This window comes from Bacteroides sp. RCH18 (assembly GCF_058231005.1).
The window spans coordinates 1-15,891 of the sequence record NZ_JBIPTC010000003.1; the positions used below are offsets into that span (position 1 = coordinate 1).

Here is a 15,891-nt window from a genome sequence, read left to right on the forward strand (position 1 = left end):
GCGTCTGACGGCGACAAAGGTGCCGGAAGAGCTGCTTCCGAAGTAGCTATTCCAGCTATCTGGCTTCCAGACTTCAGTGACGATTCCGAGTAAAGGCGGAAGTATGTCAGTGGGCGGTACCATGAAGATGAAGAGCCGTGAACGGGTACAGATTTCCTTGCTGATGCCTATTCTCCGTACGGAATTGGCACGCATCGAGGTGACTCCTACTGAAGTATTATTCGTCGACCGGATGAACAAGCGGTTTGTACGCGCAACCAAAAAAGAGCTGAAAGAAATATTATCGAAGAACGTAGAGTTCTCCCAATTGGAGAAATTGCTGACTGACGCTTCTAAACCCGGAGGAAAAACTGAACTATCCGGGAAAGACATGGGAATCCCCAAACTGGAGAAAGCGAAAGTACAACTCTATGATTTTTCGACCAAAGAACTTTCGATCACTCCGACAGAAGTTACTTCCAGATACCGTCAGGTCTCTTTGGAAGAATTAATGAAAATGCTGGTAGCTTTATTATGATAAAACGTCTCTTTGTAATTCTGGTAAGCAGCCTTTGGCTGGCAATTCCGCTTTCTGCTCAATCGAACAAGCTGATTCGTGAACTGGAAGGTAAGCGCGGTGCACTGCAGAAGCAGATCGCCGAGACGGAGTCGATTTTACAGAATACAAAGAAGGACGTAGGCAGTCAGTTGAACGGACTGGCGGCACTGACGGGACAGATTGAAGAACGGAAACGGTATATCCTTGCGATCAATAACGATGTGGAGACTATCGAACGCGAATTAGTGTCATTGGACCGGCAACTGAACAGTCTTGAAAAAGACCTGAAAGAGAAAAAGAAGAAGTACGAAGCATCTGTTCAGTACCTCTATAAGAATAAATCGATTGAAGAGAAACTGATGTTTATCTTCTCCGCCAAGAACCTGGGACAAACGTATCGTCGTATGCGTTATGTGCGTGAATATGCCACCTATCAGCGTCTGCAGGGGGAGGAAATATTAAAGAAGCAGGAGCAGATACGGAAGAAAAAAGCAGAACGCCAGCAAGTGAAAGCCGCCAAAGAGGGACTGCTGAAAGAACGTGAGAACGAAAAAGCGAAACTGGAAGCTCAGGAGAAAGAGAAGCGTACGCTGGTAGCTAATCTGCAAAAGAAACAGAAAGGTCTGCAAAGCGAAGTGAACAAGAAGAGACGGGAAGCCAATCAACTGAATGCCCGTATCGACCGGTTGATCGCAGAAGAAATAGAACGCGCCCGCAAACGTGCCGCGGAAGAAGCCCGCCGCGAAGCGGTAGCCCGCAAGAAGGCGGATACAAATGACAAAGGTGCCTCCGAAACCGGAACGGCTGCCAAACCGAAGTCGGAGCCATTGGACGCTTTTACGATGAGCAAGGCAGATCGTGAACTGTCCGGTAGCTTTGTTGCCAACCGTGGAAAACTTCCGATGCCTATATCCGGACCTTATATCATAACCAGCCGCTATGGACAGTATTCCGTTGAAGGACTCCGTAATGTGAAGCTGGACAATAAAGGAATTGATATACAAGGAAAGCCGGGAGCACAAGCCCGTGCCATCTTTGATGGTAAGGTAGCAGCCGTGTTCCAGTTGAACGGACTATTTAACGTCCTCATCCGGCATGGTAATTATATTTCCGTTTACTGTAATCTGTCTTCCGCTTCGGTGAAATCCGGCGATACGGTGAGCACAAAGCAGTCTATCGGACAGATATTCTCTGATGGCGCGGATAACGGACGAACGGTACTGCATTTCCAGTTACGCAGAGAGAAAGAAAAGTTGAATCCGGAACCCTGGTTGAATCGTTAATCTAAACATAAGACACACTTGGTATGAAGTTAACAAAGATACTGATACTTTTACTGGCCTTCTGGCTCGAACCATTGTCTGCATCTCCCTATTTCTCCTTCAAGAAATATCAGGTGGAAGATGGCTTGTCACATAATACGGTATGGTGTGCTATACAGGATAGCTATGGATTTATCTGGCTGGGCACCAGTGACGGACTGAATCGTTATGACGGTCGGGGCAATAAAGTTTATCGGAATGTATTGAACGATAAATTCTCATTGGAGAACAACTTCGTTGAGGCACTGATTGAAGAAGATCAGAATATATGGGTTGGAACGAACTCCGGACTGTATATCTATGACCGGGCAACGGACCGTTTCTCCTATTTTGATAAGACCACTCAATATGGCGTATACGTCAGCAGTGAAATCAAGAAGATTGTAAAGACGGAGAACGGACTTCTCTGGATTGCCACCTTGGGGCAGGGACTTTTTATTTATGATCCCAAGACCGAAGTGTTGACTCAGAATAGTATTCAGACCTCTTTTGTCTGGGATGTCTGTCAGAGTTATGATAAGAAGAAGGTGTATGTTTCTTCGCTACAGGAAGGACTGCTTTGTTTCGATGAAAACGGCAAATTTCTGCAATCATATAAAGTCTCATCGGACGTGAACTCTTCCGATAGTTACAAAATAAACTGTGTACTCGATGTAGAGGGAGAAGTATGGCTGGGAGCAGGCAACAATTTGTTGGGGAGATTGAACCGGCAGACCGGAACGGTTGAGAATTACATGGCTCCTTCATTGAACTTCGGGGCAGTTCGCAGCTGCTGAAATATACGGAGAATGAACTGCTGGTAGGAACGATAATGGACTCTATCTATTCAACCGCGAGTCGAAAACCTTCCTCCGTGCAGATAATCCGGCTGATCCGCGAAGTCTGAGTGATCAGACCATAAACGGCATGATGTGGGATGCGGAAGGTGCTCTGTGGGTATTGACGAACTTGGGAGGTATCAACTATATGTCCAAGCAGACCAAGCGTTTCGATTACTATTCACCGCCTATCTGTCGGGATAGCGGGAGCAGGAGAGGTGGTAGGCCCATTCTGTGAAAATAAAGACGGAAACATCTGGATTGGTACTCAGAGTGGCTTGTATTTCTTCAATACCGTTACACGGGAGCTTTCGGAATATCATATCGGTGGTGTAAAGAGTCAGAAATATGATATTCGCTCTTTGATGTTAGACGGCGATTGTCTTTGGATCGGTACTTATGCGGAAGGAATACGTGTGCTTAATCTGCGTACCGGTTCGATAAAGGAATATACCCACTCGCGCGGAATCCCCAATACCATTTGCAGCAATGACGTACTATGTATGTATAAAGACCGGAAAGGGGAAATCTTCGTTGGAACAAGCTGGGGCTTATGCCGGTATAATCCTGATGCCGATAATTTCATGACGATCACCAGTATCGGTTCCATGATTTCCGTGGGCGATATATATGAGGATATGTATAACAACCTGTGGATTGCAACGACCAACAGCGGCGTGTTCTCCTACAATACCCTGAGCGGACACTGGAAACATTTCCAGCACGAACGGGAAGATTCGACCACCATTACCAGTAATTCGGTGATCACGGTATTTGAAGATAACAAAGGCGTGATGTGGTTTGGCACGAATGGGGGAGGATTATGCTCCTTCGATCCCAAAACAGAGGCATTTATTGAGTTTGATTCTGCGCTTCCCAATAAGGTGATCTATTCTATTGAACAAGATCAGACAGGAGATTTCTGGATATCCAGCAATGCAGGGATATTTAAGATTAATCCGATTTCTAAAGCTCATTTCCGACAGTTTACGATTAATGATGGTCTGCAGGGAAATCAGTTTATGGCACGTTCTTCTTTAAAGTCTTCTGAAGGTAAACTATATTTTGGCGGAATCAATGGTTTCAATGTTTTCCAGCCGGAACGTTTTGTGGATAATTCCTACATTCCTCCGGTATATGTGACTGATATCCGTTTATCCTACCTGAATGACGAACAGGAAGTGAAGAAGCTGCTTCAACTGGGGAAACCGATTTATATGGCTGACAAGATAACCTTGTCTTATGAAAATAATAGTTTCACGATTCGTTTTGTGGCGCTAAGCTATGAAGACCCGGCACGAAACCGATATTCCTATATATTAAAAGGAGTAGATAAAGAGTGGATTACCAACTCCGAGAACAACTCTGCTTCTTATACCAATCTGCCTCCCGGAGAATACGAGTTCGAAGTGCGTGGCTCCAATAATGACCATCAGTGGAACGAGAAGACAACTACTCTGCGGGTAGTGATTACTCCCCTTGGTGGCGTAGCTCTTTCGCCTATTTTATTTATATTCTCCTGTTGATGGGCTGGATTGTCTGGATTGCATGGCGCTGGAATCTTCGCGTGAAGCATAAGTACAAACGCCGGATGGAGAAAATATCAGATTGCTAAAGAACAGGAAGTTTATAAATCAAAGATCGGCTTCTTCATTAATCTGGTACATGAGATACGTACCCCTCTCAGTCTGATCCGATTGCCTCTTGAAAAGTTGCAAGAGATAGAACATGAAGGAAAAGAGGCTAAGTATCTGTCTGTAATAGATAAGAATGTAAACTATCTTTTAGGGATTACCAATCAGCTGCTCGACTTCCAGAAGATGGAAAACGGAGCTTTGCAACTGAATCTGGCAAGTTGCGATATTAAGGAAATAGTGAATGATGTATATAGTCAGTTCACCAGTCCTGCCGAGTTAAAGGGAATTGAACTGGTATTGACTCTGCCCGAGCAGGAACTGGTATCAATGGTCGATCGGGAAAAGTTGAGTAAGATACTGGTGAATCTGATGGGCAATGCGATAAAATATGCCCGTACGCGTATCGATTTGAAACTCGTGACAACTGATGCGGGATATGAGATATATGTGAGTGATGACGGTCGTGGAGTACCGGATGCCCAAAAGGGAAAGATATTTGAAGCCTTCTACCAAATGCCGGATGATAAAGTCGCTACCGCCACAGGTACCGGTATCGGACTGGCTTTTGCGAAATCTCTGGCAGAAGCTCATCAAGGCAGCCTGCGCCTTGATGATAACGAACCGCAAGGTTCTTCATTTATATTATCTCTTCCTTTAAACGAAAAGAAGGCAGAAGAAGCAGCTGATATCGTTGAAGTTCATTCCGAAAACGAAGGTTCGGCAGAGAATATTCCTTCAGAGTTCTCCGGAAAGAAATTCACCGTATTGCTGGTAGAAGATAATGTCGAACTGTTGAATCTGACGCGTGACTCGTTGGTTGCCTGGTTCCGTGTGCTGAAAGCCCCGAATGGGCGTGCGGCACTTGAGATACTCGAACAGGAGAGTGTAGACGTCATCGTCAGTGATGTGATGATGCCGGAAATGAACGGGCTGGAACTCTGTAGCAAAGTGAAATCGGAAATCGACTATTCACATATTCCGGTCATCTTACTGACGGCAAAAACGACGCTGGAATCTAAGGTGGAAGGACTGGAATGCGGAGCCGATGTGTATATTGAGAAGCCATTCTCTATCAAACAACTGCATAAGCAGATCGAGAACCTGCTCCGCTTGAGGCAGTCTTTCCATAAGCTGATGGCCAGTTTGTCCGGGAATGCCAATCAGGCCTCGGCAGAACTTGCGATGACTCAGAGAGATTGTGAGTTTGTTGCCAAGATACAGGAAGTGATTGCCGACCAGTTGGCAGACGAGAATTTCTCCATCGATACTCTTGCAGAGCAGATGAACATGAGCCGTTCCAACTTCTATCGGAAGATAAAAGCATTGTCGGGAATGTCACCCAATGATTATCTGAAGGCCCTCCGTATGAATAAGGCAGCTGAGTTAATCCAGGGCGGTACACGTATCTCCGAGGTTGCGGCACAGGTTGGATTCACTTCCTCCTCTTATTTTGCCAAGTGTTTCAAGGCACAATATGGAGTTCTCCCGAAGGAATATGTTAATCAGTTGTCTGCTTCCGAGACAGCGGCAGAAAGCACTCCGGATGCCGATTCTACCGTTTGATTTGTCATCAGATGGATGAAAGAAGCATGCAGGGCTTGACAAACCGTTTTTTATGTTGTATATTTGTAAGTGAGAACCGGAAGTAAATTCGATAACATTGATAATATAGACGAAAAATGAGTAATAATAAGTACAATATAATAACAGATTGCAAGCGTTTCCACTTCGGATAGTGCTTGCCGGATAGTCTGATACAAGCTAAGGGCTGCGATTCTTTATGGGAATTGCAGCCCTTTTTGTTGCTTAAAATTAATATTTGTTACTGAAATAACGAAATCCTAGTTTATAATAAACTTGGGGGACGTTTATAATAAACGATGAAAGAATTTATTAATAAATGATTCGGAAGAAGTATATAAAGGGTTAATATATTTCGTGTGAAAGTGTGTAATGATACCAAGAAACTTTCTGTTTTTATTATTAATAGGTAGTTTGTCTTTACATTCTCTTTTTTCTGTTTTCCTGTCATCAGCAGGATGTGTCACGATGTAATGACGAGAATGATATTCCAAACTTAATTTTTATTTTCGCTTTATTAACTATTAATGAAAAAAAAGTCTTTTCTTTGTATCATCTTAAAAATGAAACTATGAGAATCAATTTATGTTTGTTATTATTCCTTGTTTTGCTGAACATCTCTTGTAATTCCAAACGGGCAGGAAAGAAAGAAGATGTTGAAAAAGATACTTATGCCAATCCATTATTTATGGAAGGGGCTAATTCAAGCGCGATTTACCATAATGGTAAATATTATTATACCCATGAAACTAATGAGCAAATATATCTGTGGGTAACCACCGATATTACCGATATGGCTCATTCCACTTGCAAAGAGGTCTGGGTGCCTAAAGATCCTTCGAATAGCCATAACCTCTGGAATCCGGAAATACGGAATATCAATGGTAAATGGTATATCTATTTTGCTGCCGATGACGGAAATACAGATAATCATCAGATTTATGTGATTGAGAATGATTCTCCTGACCCTATGCAAGGAGAGTTTCGCATGAAAGGAGCGATCATGACCAATCCCGATTGGAACTGGGGAATACATCCCTCAACTTTTGAACATAAAGGGGAGCTTTATCTTCTATGGTCCGGGTGGCCTAATCGGAGGATAGGCAGTGAAACACAATGCATCTATATTGCCCGCATGGAAAATCCCTGGACATTGGCTACGCAAAGGGTTATGATTTCGAAGCCGGAGTATGAATGGGAACGGCAGTGGGTAAATCCGGATGGCGGGCGGACTGCTTATCCGATTTATGTAAATGAAAGCCCTCAGTATTTTCATTCCAAAGATAACCGGACTGTCATTGTCTATTATGCGGCAAGCGGTTGCTGGTCTCCTTATTATTGTACCGGAATGTTGACTGCCGACGCGGATAGTGACTTGCTGAATCCGGCTTCCTGGAAGAAGAGCCCCGTTCCTGTATTTCAGCAGAGACCGGAAGATGGAGTGTATGGTCCGGCTAACCTTTCCTTCCTTCCTTCGCCTGATGGAACGGAATGGTATATATTGTATCAGGCAAGAAGTGTTCCTAGCGGTAATACGGGAGAGTCGGAGAGTCGCAATCCACGATTGCAGAAGATAGGATGGGATGCTGATGGAATGCCGGATTTGGGAGTCCCTTTACCTGTGAATACTCTGTTGCCTAAACCATCTGGTACAGTTCCGTTTACTCCTTGAGTTAGAATAAATGATAAGAGGGTGTCCGAAGACACCCTCATAAATAAAACTGAAATATAGTTCTATTTAAGTCTAAATACTTCCGAATAAATTCCTTGATCAGACCCTTTGGGCCACAGGCAAATACGTCCAAACAGTGTTCCTCTTTTTAAAGCTGTTTGGAACATACTGTTATTAGTATAATCTTTGGTAGTAAAACTATATATCTTACCTGTTTCGTCGTATTGTGCTAAATTTTCGGTTTCGTCATAACGATCTACATTATGTTCAGCATCACTCAAGAATTGTGTGGTACTTAATAACATAATCATACGATCAATTCCAGTACCTGCTATTTTATTTACTTTAAATGAAGCGTCAACTTTATTACCATTCAGAGCTATTTTAGCATTTTCTATTAAGTAATAAGGAGTTACTTCAACATCTTGTGTGGTAAGTCCATTTAATTTTATCTCTATAGTATCGCGTCCCTCATCACTCCAAGGTCCATTGCCAGCCTTCGTTATTAATTGATATTGTCCATCAAAGATACAGATAGAGAACTCTCCATCTTGGTTTACAAAAACCTCTACTGGATCGTGTTTTTGATAGCCACGTTGGTATAGCTGCAATTTGACTGCTTCATTGCCACGTAATTGTAAAGCCTCTCCTTTATAAACCACACGGCCTTTTATAAAGGAAGTCGGTTCGTCATAATTATCTTTGCTACAGCTTATTAATGCAAAAATAGACAATATGACTATTGAATATATTTTTAATATTGTTTTCATCTTCATTGTTTCTTATTAAGTTACTGATAAGGATTCTTCACTAACTTTGGATTATTATTAATCCAGCCGTTATCAATTTCTGAATAATATTGTGCATCTGTACATTTTAACGGACGGCGCCATAAATCTAACTTTTGCATATCTTTTTCAATAAATACCCATTTGCCATCGTTAGGATCACCTGAAGCAACCACTTTGAATGGCCATAGCCCTAAGCGTTGTGAAGTTCTTGCTGTTGGTTCACCAGTCCATATTTTGCTTGCCTCCATCCAGCGTTTCAGGTCCCACCATCGATTACCTTCAAATGCAAATTCTACTCGGTATTCATGCATGATTTTCTCATGATCAATTGTATTTAATGACGAGATTCCGGCCCGATTACGAACGGCATTAATATACTTCAGTGCATCTGTATCAGTATTATCCCGTGATAGCTCCCAGCTAGCTTCAGAGGCAATTAGATAAGCCTCTGCTATACGGAAATAAACATTCCACATTTCGGAACCACGTCCAATAGTACCTGCTGAAGGTGTAGCATCCAAATATTTGCGCACGTAGAAACCGGTACGGTTTATTTCTCGGTCATTACCGCCGAAAGGACCATTATTAGCTGTAATCAACCTGCCATCCTCGTCATAAGAATTACGGGCTCCAGTTACTTCAGACCATGAACCATTTTCTTTTCGCAGTTGCCCAGCTTGTAATTCAATAACCTTACTGTCAAAAGTTGCTCCAGGTACAATGATAGAACCCATTAGGCGCGGGTCACGTTCCATGAATAGTTCTGTTGGTTCGGTAAAGAATTTCGGATTTTCAAGGGTACCAATTTCAAATGGTATACTCGTTCCTTTTTGTTCTTCTGTGGCATCAAGCGGTTCGAAAGCCTCAACTAGATTTAGCAAAACAGATAAACGGTCACTTCCAGTATCTTGTTCTATACTTTTGGGCAGGTTTCCTTTAGTGAACTGATGTGTTTGTCCCGGAGAGACATAATCACGACACCAAATGACTTCTGTATTACCATCTTTTTGGCATACAGCTTTATAGAAATTGTCCGCATGTGCTTTGTGAGTTTGCTCTGATGCCAGCATGAGCTTGTAAGGTCCATTTTCTATAACATCTTTTGCAGCGGCCAATGCTATTTTATAGTATTCTTGGGCTTTGGAAACCGGTATACCTACTTCTCCACCATTTGTGCGCAACTGCGGATGTGTCTCGGCCGTGTTATAAGTAGCTAATGAAGCTGCAGTTAAAGCCGCACGGGCTTCCAGCATTTTTGCTACCCAATAATTGGCTCGTGCAGAGTTTTTGTTAGTGTCTTTGGTCAACATTTTGGCGGCTTCCTGACATTCTGAGATTACATAATCGTATAAATCAGCTTCAGTAGAACGGGGTATCTGCAGAGTTGTAATATCCATACCTGGAGTGTAATTGAATATTTCATCATTTATTATAGGTACACCACCTAAAGTACGTCCCATGCAAAAATAAAGCCATGCACGAATATAGCGTACTTCACCTATATAAGCAGTTTTCGTGGCTTCATCTACAGCGTCTGAGGGTTTAATACCTTCTAAGAACTGATTAAGGTCATGTACTAGAGTATAGTCATATGTACGCCATTTGTTTCTATCGACATTTTCGTCGCTATTTGTGTCGAAATGAATTACCTCGTCTAGCATTGTCCATTGATCCCAGTCATCAATACGCTGTCCTATTGTTACGCGTCCATAAAAATTTGCCAATACGGATTTAACCAATGTAGGGTCTCCAAAAGTCTGATCTTGGGTTAATAATGTATCGGGCTTTGTGTCCAAGAAGCCACTACAACTGCCCAATGCCAACATCGTGGCAGTCATTACTGTATATAAATATTTCTTTTTCATTGTTTCTTAAAATTTTAGGTTTACGCCAATGTTTATTACTCGCATCGGAGGGTAATCCAAACCGTTGTCAGATGCACATTCCGGATCCATCACAGACAAATTGGATAAAGTCAGTAAGTTTGTACCTGAAACAAACAGTCTTAAATTACTAATGCCAGTTCTGTTTAACCATGTTTTGGGGAATGTGTAGCCGACTTCCAAATTACGTAACTTTAAATAAGTTACATTATGTAACCAATATGAACTTTTATCATAAGCACTAGTTTCATCAGTATTTAGACGAACCATGGGGTATTTACCAGGAATTAACGGACTATTAGCATCCCATATATCAGATAAATGCCATGCATCCTTCAATACTTCATCAGGGCTGTTTCCATCGTTTTGGAACGGACGGGCTGTCTCATAACATTGATTCCATGATGTCATACCGGAGCCGGTCCAATCCATTGCCAAATCAAATCCTTTCCATGATGCAGAAAGATTAATACCAAAATTGAGGGTAGGAGTACTATCCACACGATACCCAATGGGACGTTCATCCAAATAATTGATCACGCCATCATTGTTTTGATCTTTATACATAATATCCCCTGGAACTACTGTGCGATTCCCTTTTCTATCATTATCAACTGGATAATTGGCAATTTGTTCCCAACTATCAAAACGACCGATAGCTTCATACCCCCAATTCACATATCCTACACGATGCCAAATGCTGTTACGGTATTCATCCCACGAATTACTAAAGCGCGGCTTATACTGTTCCCAATCCCAAAAGCGGGAATAGGTTATATTGCCCCCAACACTATAATTGAAATCATTGATATGATCAGTCCACATAATGGAAGCATCAAAACCTTTGTGCATATCTGATTTAAGATTCTCCTTTGGTAGACTAAAACCTGCTTCGTTCGGTATTAACACATCATAACGAGGTTCAGGAATTCCATCACGTACACGACGAAAATAATCAAATTGTATATTCAAGCGGTTATTTAGAAAACCTAAATCCACGCCAATATCTAAAATCTTTGCTGTCATCCAGGATAGTGTTTGGTTAGGTAGTCCGCGAGTTGAGGTTCCTACTACCCAGTTGCCGTCAATTACCGCACCTCCACTGTTGTAATTATAGCCAGGTAGATAGTCAAAAGCAGAATAGTCAGAAACAGCATCATCACCAACTTCTCCATATGAACCACGTAGTTTTAAATTAGTTACGATCTCACCAACTTTGCTCTCTTTCCAGAAGTTCTCTTCAGAAACACGCCAGCCTAAAGATGCTGATGGGAAAAAGCCCCAGCGATTATCCGGACGGAATTTCCATGAGCCATCCCAACGAGCTATTAATTCAACTAAGTATTTGTCTGCATAACTATAATTGATACGTCCCAAATACCCCATACGTGCTTCTGTTCTATTTCCATCATCATTAAACTCCTGAATTTCTTTCAGACGAATCAAATCCATTGCATTAGAAACTGGTGTAGAATGAATCCACATTTTAGGGCGTTTACGTTGACTTGCCTCAAATCCGGCTACAGCAACAACCGCATGTTTACCAAATTTGCGGTCAAAGTTTAACTGAAAGTTTGAATATTGATCTTCTACCTTCTCGCGGTTACGTTCACGATAAGGATTTGACATACGGTTGGTTACATAGTAATTATCTTTTTGTTCGTCATAACCATATAGTTCGTAAGTGAATTCTTGGTTATCCAGTTCGTTATAAGCATAATAGTAACCTAGCATCCCTTTGAATTTTAATCCTTTCAGAATCTCATATTCAGCAGTACCGTTCATTTGAATTACGCGCCATACATCCGATACCTTTCCTGTAGTTTCGTAATTCAGAATAGCAAAGTTTGTTTCCGGTTGGTCGGATACGAGCTGTGGATAATTCGGATTATCATTAGCAAATGGTCGTTTAGTCGGTTGGTTTTTCATTGTTGCAAAACGAGGCAGCCATGTATCATCTGCTCCCGGTACTCCAGGATGACGACGATCTTCAATGCGTCCATTCATACTTGCCCCCACCTTGAGACGTTCATTTACATTCATTTCGATATTCATCTGTACATTTGTACGACGAAATCCACCGTAATTGCGGATAGTTGCATCTTGATTAATGTGGGATACTGCTACATAATAGTTTGCTTTATCTGTACCTCCAGAGAAATTAGTATTAATATAATACTGTGGAGCGCTTACCCAAATATAGTCTTCCCAGTCCCAGCCTTGATATTTAGGTTCTGTACCACTCATCCATTTTTCGTATTCTTCTTTGCTGTAACGACGAGAATCACCATTACGTCCAGAGAATGTTTCTGCTGTTACATAGGCATGAACATAATCCTTTACATTAGCTGGACTAACATATTTGGAGTTTTTCTGCCAACCATAATAAGCATTAACAGAAACTGTATTTTTAGAATTACGACTACCTTTCTTAGTTGTAACAACCACTACTCCATTCGCCGCGCGTACCCCATATAAAGCAGCTGATGCATCTTTTAGTACAGATATAGATTCAATATCATTAAAATCCATCTGACTAAATTGCCCTGTATCTGAAATAACACCATCAATTACAAATAATGGAGTACCCATGTTACGAATTTGCAAAGCTGTTTCAGCACCAGGACGTCCATCTTGTTGACGAGTATTTACACCTGCAATTTTACCAACCAGAGCTCCACCTGCAGTAACTGCAGAGGAACGAGCAATTTCTTCAGATTTAATTGAAGAAACAGCGCCTGTCAATGTCGCTTTCTTTTGTGACATACCAAACCCTGTTATAACAACTTCATCTAAAACTTGTGTATCTTCCTGTAAGGTTATAGTAATTTGTCTTGCCTCTCCCACAGTAATATTCTGTGTTTGATAACCGATAAAAGAAATTTCTAATATTGTTTTTGGGGCTACATTTAGAGAGAATTCACCGTTTATATCAGTGATTGTACCAGTACTCCCCCCTGCTTCTTTTACATTGACTCCTATTAATGGCTCACCGTTGGCATCAATAACAGTACCTTTTACAATACGTTGTTGTTGGGTAGAGTTTACTATTAATGTATTTTCATCTATTATACTGGCAGCATGAGTATAGCTACTAGGTAATAATGAAAATGCAGCCAGACAGAGTGGGATACACCACATCTTGTTATGGCTTAAAAACCAAAATACTTGTTCTTCACTTTTCATAGCAAATTAATTTTATCACCTGTATTATACTTTAGAGAATAAGTACAATACAGATGGATGTTTAAAATATGTTGAGTTATTTCACATTCTATTTAATTGTATCAACTTTGAACGATTATTTATTTTATTGTTTGTTCTGTACTTTATCTATTAATACTTTCATCCAGTATCCTCCAATTACTGAACGCGCTTTAAAACCTGTCATTTTACCTGTCTTGGTTTCATGCCAATCGCTGATGGGCACACGTGAAGTCGTTTCATTGATATATTTATAAAGAGGAATTATGAACTTCTCGAAAGTATTTTGGTCTGGAGACATAGCTGCAATCCACATAATCCAGTCAGATTTAGTGTAATCTTTGCGGGAATCTAACGGTAATCCGTAACGGTTCTGTTTTGTTAAATAATAATTTACTTCTTTGCTGATTACGTTATTAGGGAATAAATTTAGGTTCCACATCTTATCCCAAATCATATTGTATTTTTGGCTCCAGGTATTCTCACGGTCGAACGCCAAACGGTAGTGATCACCTTCATTTGCCATTTCTTCCCATTTCACCGCCATTTTCTTGGCTATACCTGCATATTTCTCTGCAACATCATCTAAACCAAGCATATGCGCCATTTCGCTATATCCGGCTACACCCATGATCGCTTTCACCGAAAGATTGGCATTATGAGCCCAATGACCGGCGAAGTCATCCGTACATAATTGGTTCTCCGGGTCCTGTCCAAACCGTATAGCAAGGTTGTAAACGGCATATTATCAACGGTTTAATTCGGTAACGTATTGTATTTGTGTTGTTCTAACTCAATCTTTATGCTATTTATCAATAGTACTATGTCAACAAATTTGCATTATCTCCTCTAATCCGATTCATATACCCCCATGTTATAAAAATGTTTGGACATATAGAAAGATATGTTATAACGGAATTAGAAACTTAATCTGCATTACTTAAAGAATTATAATATAGGATGAAACATTCATAATTTGCATGCTAAAATTGATTGTTCTCAATTTATTTTGTATTTTCGCAACAGCGGTTGAGTCAATGGCCGTTGAGAAAACAAATCATCATTATGAAATTCTATAATAGAGAAAAAGAAGTTGCGGAATTGAAGCGTGTGCAAGAGCTTGCATTTACTCAAAATTCCAGAATGATTGTGGTCACAGGACGTAGACGCATTGGTAAAACCAGTCTCATAAAGGAGGCTTTGAAAGGAACGCCTACAGTTTATTTATTCATTGGAAGAAAAGCTGAAAGCATATTAGTTACTGATTTTGTAAAGATAGTACGTGAAACTCTATCCATATTCGTTCCTGAAGGAATACCTACTTTTACCAATTTGATGCAATATCTTTTTGAAGTTGGTAAAACACGTGCTTTTAATATTGTCATAGATGAATTTCAAGAGTTTTATAATATCCGACCTGACGTCTTTAGTGATATGCAGAATCTTTGGGATGAGTATAAACAAGAAACTAAAATAAATTTGGTCATCAGTGGTTCTGTGTACTCCTTAATGCAGAAAATATTCACTGATCATAATGAACCCCTATTTGGGCGTGCTGACAATATTTTATGTCTGCGTGCTTTTAAGATCGGTGTCCTGAAACAAATAATGGAGGATCTTGCTTCCGGATATAGCAATGATGACTTATTAGCTTTATACACGTTGACAGGAGGAATCCCTAAATATGTAGAGTTGTTTTGTGATAACCAAGCGCTTACTATAGATAAGATGTATGACTTTGTCTTTTCGGAAAACTCCTTGTTTATAGATGAAGGACGTAATTTATTGATAACTGAGTTTGGGAAAAACTATGGTACCTATTTTTCCATTTTGTCAGAAATCGCCAACGGGCACTATACGCAAGGCGAGATAGAATCGGCATTGGGCGGTACAGCTATCGGAGGTTATTTAAGCAAACTGGAGAATGTATACAATTTAATAACCCGGGAACGTCCTATTTTTGCAAAACCCGGAACTAAGAAAAATGTACGATATGTTATTGGTGATAATTTCTTGAATTTCTGGTTTAAATATATTGAGCAGAATCGCTCTTATATTGAATTACAGAATTTTGATGATTTGAGACAATTAGCAAAAGCTGATTATCCGACCTATTCAGGTAGGGTGTTAGAGAAATACTTCAAACAGAAACTGGCAGAAACCGGAGGTTTCAAGGAAATAGGCTCTTGGTGGGAAACAAAAAGTTCTATTGGCAAACAACGAATAAATTCTTATGAAATAGATATTGTTGCTCTTAAATCCAGTGGTAAGAAAGCTCTTATTGCTGAAGTTAAACGAGTTCCTGAGAACAACTATAGCCATACTGTTTTCATGGAGAAAGTGGAACATTTAAAACAAAAAGAAATGTCTAAATATGATATTGAGACACAAGTTCTGGGATTGAAAGATATGTAAATATAATAAAGAGGCTGTCTTATAATTGAG

6 protein-coding genes and 3 pseudogenes are annotated in these 15,891 nt (G+C 40.7%); 5 read left to right on the forward strand and 4 right to left on the reverse strand.

Features of this window, described 5'->3' with window-relative positions:
* Window positions 1-47: 47 nt before the first annotated feature.
* The 4 genes and pseudogenes from lolB1 to ACHLI0_RS23670 form a co-directional block, all read left to right on the forward strand.
* Window positions 48-517, forward strand: a pseudogene (gene lolB1, locus ACHLI0_RS23655) (lipoprotein insertase outer membrane protein LolB1); the annotation flags it as partial.
* The gene (locus tag ACHLI0_RS23660; RefSeq protein WP_490749537.1) at window positions 514-1,821 is read left to right on the forward strand and encodes a murein hydrolase activator EnvC family protein; all 1,308 of its coding nucleotides are present in this window, start codon (window positions 514-516) and stop codon (window positions 1,819-1,821) included. The pseudogene lolB1 and the gene ACHLI0_RS23660, both read left to right, overlap by 4 nt.
* A 23-nt stretch (window positions 1,822-1,844) precedes the next feature.
* Window positions 1,845-5,878, forward strand: a pseudogene (locus ACHLI0_RS23665) (hybrid sensor histidine kinase/response regulator transcription factor).
* Window positions 5,879-6,467: 589 nt separating this feature from the next.
* Window positions 6,468-7,568, forward strand: coding sequence for a glycoside hydrolase family 43 protein (locus ACHLI0_RS23670; protein WP_234120031.1), 1,101 nt, complete (start codon window positions 6,468-6,470; stop codon window positions 7,566-7,568).
* 62 nt (window positions 7,569-7,630) lie between these two features.
* Here the strand turns inward: ACHLI0_RS23670 and ACHLI0_RS23675 are convergent, their stop codons facing one another.
* The 4 genes and pseudogenes from ACHLI0_RS23675 to ACHLI0_RS23690 all read right to left on the reverse strand — a co-directional run.
* A complete protein-coding gene (locus ACHLI0_RS23675) occupies window positions 7,631-8,338 on the reverse strand; it encodes a DUF3823 domain-containing protein (RefSeq protein ID WP_490749539.1) in 708 nt (235 codons plus the stop codon).
* A gap of 20 nt (window positions 8,339-8,358) precedes the next feature.
* Window positions 8,359-10,224 (reverse strand): RagB/SusD family nutrient uptake outer membrane protein, encoded by a 1,866-nt coding sequence (locus ACHLI0_RS23680; protein ID WP_490750192.1) that lies wholly within the window; start codon window positions 10,222-10,224, stop codon window positions 8,359-8,361.
* Window positions 10,225-10,230: 6 nt separating this feature from the next.
* Window positions 10,231-13,428 (reverse strand): SusC/RagA family TonB-linked outer membrane protein, encoded by a 3,198-nt coding sequence (locus ACHLI0_RS23685; RefSeq protein ID WP_490750193.1) that lies wholly within the window; start codon window positions 13,426-13,428, stop codon window positions 10,231-10,233.
* Between the two features lie 124 nt (window positions 13,429-13,552).
* A pseudogene (locus ACHLI0_RS23690) lies at window positions 13,553-14,164 on the reverse strand (DUF1793 domain-containing protein); the annotation flags it as partial.
* Window positions 14,165-14,511: 347 nt separating this feature from the next.
* Here ACHLI0_RS23690 and ACHLI0_RS23695 point away from each other — a divergent pair.
* Window positions 14,512-15,861: an ATP-binding protein gene (locus ACHLI0_RS23695; RefSeq protein ID WP_008767666.1), complete on the forward strand. Its 1,350-nt coding sequence runs from the start codon at window positions 14,512-14,514 to the stop codon at window positions 15,859-15,861.
* Window positions 15,862-15,891: the final 30 nt, after the last annotated feature.